We start from the raw sequence: 2,963 nt of genomic DNA on the forward strand, positions 1-2,963 counted from the left end.
TAAAATATACAGAAGTGCTAGGTATATTGACATATAAAATGGTTGATTTCCTATTTATGAAACTATATCAAGGGAAACAAGACATTTTGCATAATGTTCTCTACTATATTTACACACATATACAAGAAGATATTTCCTTAAAAGATATAGTTGTTTCTTGTAATGTAAGCCAAGGCTACATTAGTCGTATATTCAAACATAAGTTAAATATGACGATTATGCAGTATATACACAAGAAAAAAATCAATTTAGCGAAAGAATATATACTTGGGACGGAAAAGAGCGGATCCTATATTGCCAACATATTGGGATATAGTGATGTGAGCTATTTCTGTAAAATTTTCAAAAAACATGAACATAAAACAATCTCACAATATCGAGATCAAGTCATTAATGGATTGGTGGAAACCTATGAAACAATCTGAGTATTTACATTTAGTAACGGAACGCGTCATAGCAAAGTTACAAGAATTGAATAGATGTAGCGTACCAATTGGTGTTTCAAATCGTCATGTTCATGTATCAAAAGAAGCATATACCGTTTTATTTGGACAAGATGAACTGACAAAAAAAGTAGACTTGAAACAACCAGGACAATATGCTGCAAATGAAACAGTAACTCTAGTAGGACCAAAAGGTAGTATTGAAAAAGTGCGTATTTTGGGACCTTTTAGAAATGATACACAAGTGGAGATCTCTCTAACAGATTCATTTACGTTGGGAGTACCAGGCGTGATACGTGAATCTGGTGATTTACGGGAAACTCCAGGTATAACGTTACTAGGACCGAAAGGGAAATTAACGATTTCTCAAGGTGTCATCGTAGCGCATCGACATATCCATATGCATCCTGACGATGCAAGACGTATGGGCGTGGTCGATAAAGAACGGGTGACAGTGACTGTGCATGGAGAACGAGAACTGACATTTTCCAATGTGATTATTCGAGTATCGCCAAAATTTGCTTTAGAAATGCATATTGATGTAGATGAAGCGAATGCAGGACGCATAAAAAACAATGATATTGGAATTGTATCGAAGTCATAGAGGAGATACAAATGAACTTAGAAATGATTGAAAGTATAGTAAAACAAGTAGTGAAAGATTTACAACAAGAAGGCGTAGGCATGGAAACAACTCGCTATGAATATGGCGTGTTCGATACCATGGAGGCCGCGATTGATGCTAGTGAAGTGGCACAAAGAGAGTTGTTAGCCTTTTCATTACAAGAACGCAATGCATTTGTGGATGCCATTCGTGAAACTGTGTTGCAAAAAGATCATTTAGAAATGATTTCACTCATGGCAGTAGAAGAAACAGGCATTGGTAGATATAGTGATAAATTGATTAAAAACCGAGTAGCTGCGGTGAAAACACCAGGTAAAGAGGTGCTGGAAACTCGTGCTATGACAGGTCACGATGGATTGACAATTGAAGAATTTTGTCCATTTGGCGTGATTGGTGCCATAACACCAACAACGAACCCGACAGAAACAATTATCAATAATTCTATCTCCATGATCGTAGGCGGTAATACAGTAGTATTCAGCCCACATCCAAGAGCTAAAAAAGTATCTACCATTTTGGTGCAAATTATTAATAAAGCACTAGAAGCGGCAGGTGCTCCTAACAACTTGGTAACGATGGTGCGTGAACCATCAATTGAAAGCACACAATGCATGATGAGCCATCCAAAAGTAAGACTTTTAGTAGCTACCGGTGGCCCTGGCATTGTAAACCAAGTCTTATCATCTGGTAAAAAAGCGATTGGTGCCGGCGCTGGTAACCCTCCAGTAGTTGTAGATGAAACAGCACATATTGAACAAGCAGCGAAAGATATCGTAAGTGGTGCAAGTTTTGATAACAATGTACCATGTATTGCTGAAAAAGAAGTATTTGTTGTGGAATCTGTGGCAGATCAATTGGTATACCATATGAAAAAAAATGGTGATATGTCTATGTTAGATACATTAGTTGAAAAAGTAATTAAGAAAGATGGTAAACCAAATCCAGACTTTGTAGGTAAATCGGCTAAAGATTTATTAGCATTAGTAGGTATTGTGGTAGATGATAGCATTCGTTTAATCATTGCTCGTACATCAGAACATCATCATCTAGTAACAGAAGAAATGATGATGCCAATTTTACCAATCGTAGCAGTTCCAAATGTAGACATTGCTATCGAATGTGCATACCGCGCAGAATTGGGAAATCGTCACACAGCGATGATGCACTCTCAAAACTTAGAAAAATTATCTAAAATGGCACGGTTACTAGAAACTACAATTTTTGTTAAGAATGCTCCATCCTATGCAGGTATTGGTGTAGGCGGTGAAGGTCATACTACATTTACCATTGCAGGACCAACAGGAGAAGGCATTACTTGTGCAAGATCATTCTGTCGTATTCGTCGTTGTGTATTAAGTGAAGCATTTAGCTTGAGATAAGTGAGGCTTATATGAATCAATCGTTAGGACTATTAGAAGTAAAAGGCTTGTTAGGCGCCATTACCATGTCAGATGTCATGGTAAAAGCATCTAACGTGCACGTAGTAAATATTGATAGAGCTAATGGTTTTGGTTGGTTTACTGTGAAAGTAGTAGGCGATGTGGGAGCTGTACAATCAGCTGTTGAAGCAGGCGCTATGGTGGCAAAAGAGATGGGTTGTTTCGTAAGTTCTAAAGTGATTCCAAGAGTATCGCAAACCGTTATCGATGTATTCTTGCAAGAAGAAACGGTACCTGCGAAGGAAGAGCCGATAGCAGAAGTTGTAGAAGAACCTACAGTAGAACCTGCGCCAGTGGAAGAAACACCTTCTGTTCCCGTGACAGGAGAGGTGGACCCAGCGGTAGAAACCGTAATAGTGGAACCAGCAGAAACAACAGAAGCAACTATAGCAGAAGCCATTTCTGAGCTAACAAACATTGTGATTGGTGAAGAATCTACACCATCTACAACAGAAG

The 2,963-nt window shown here is 38.3% G+C and carries 4 protein-coding genes; all 4 read left to right on the forward strand.

Going from position 1 to position 2,963, the window contains the following annotated elements; all coding sequences use genetic code 11:
• The coding region (locus RWM19_RS08950) for an AraC family transcriptional regulator (RefSeq protein WP_313986167.1) at positions 1 to 425 on the forward strand (425 nt) is incomplete at its 5' end.
• On the forward strand, positions 412 to 1,047 hold the full coding sequence (locus tag RWM19_RS08955; RefSeq protein WP_313986170.1) for a phosphate propanoyltransferase: 636 nt from the start codon (positions 412 to 414) through the stop codon (positions 1,045 to 1,047). The genes RWM19_RS08950 and RWM19_RS08955, both read left to right, overlap by 14 nt.
• Positions 1,048 to 1,058: 11 nt before the next feature.
• Positions 1,059 to 2,447 carry an aldehyde dehydrogenase EutE gene (locus tag RWM19_RS08960; protein WP_313986173.1) on the forward strand — a complete coding sequence of 463 codons (1,389 nt, stop codon included), beginning with the start codon at positions 1,059 to 1,061 and terminating at the stop codon, positions 2,445 to 2,447.
• An 11-nt stretch (positions 2,448 to 2,458) separates the two neighbouring features.
• Positions 2,459 to 2,963, forward strand: a 505-nt coding sequence (locus tag RWM19_RS08965) for a BMC domain-containing protein (RefSeq protein ID WP_313986176.1), incomplete at its 3' end; no start/stop codon positions are given.

It is taken from the genome of uncultured Solobacterium sp. (assembly GCF_963517755.1).
GTDB lineage: Bacteria > Bacillota_I > Bacilli_A > Erysipelotrichales > Erysipelotrichaceae > Bulleidia.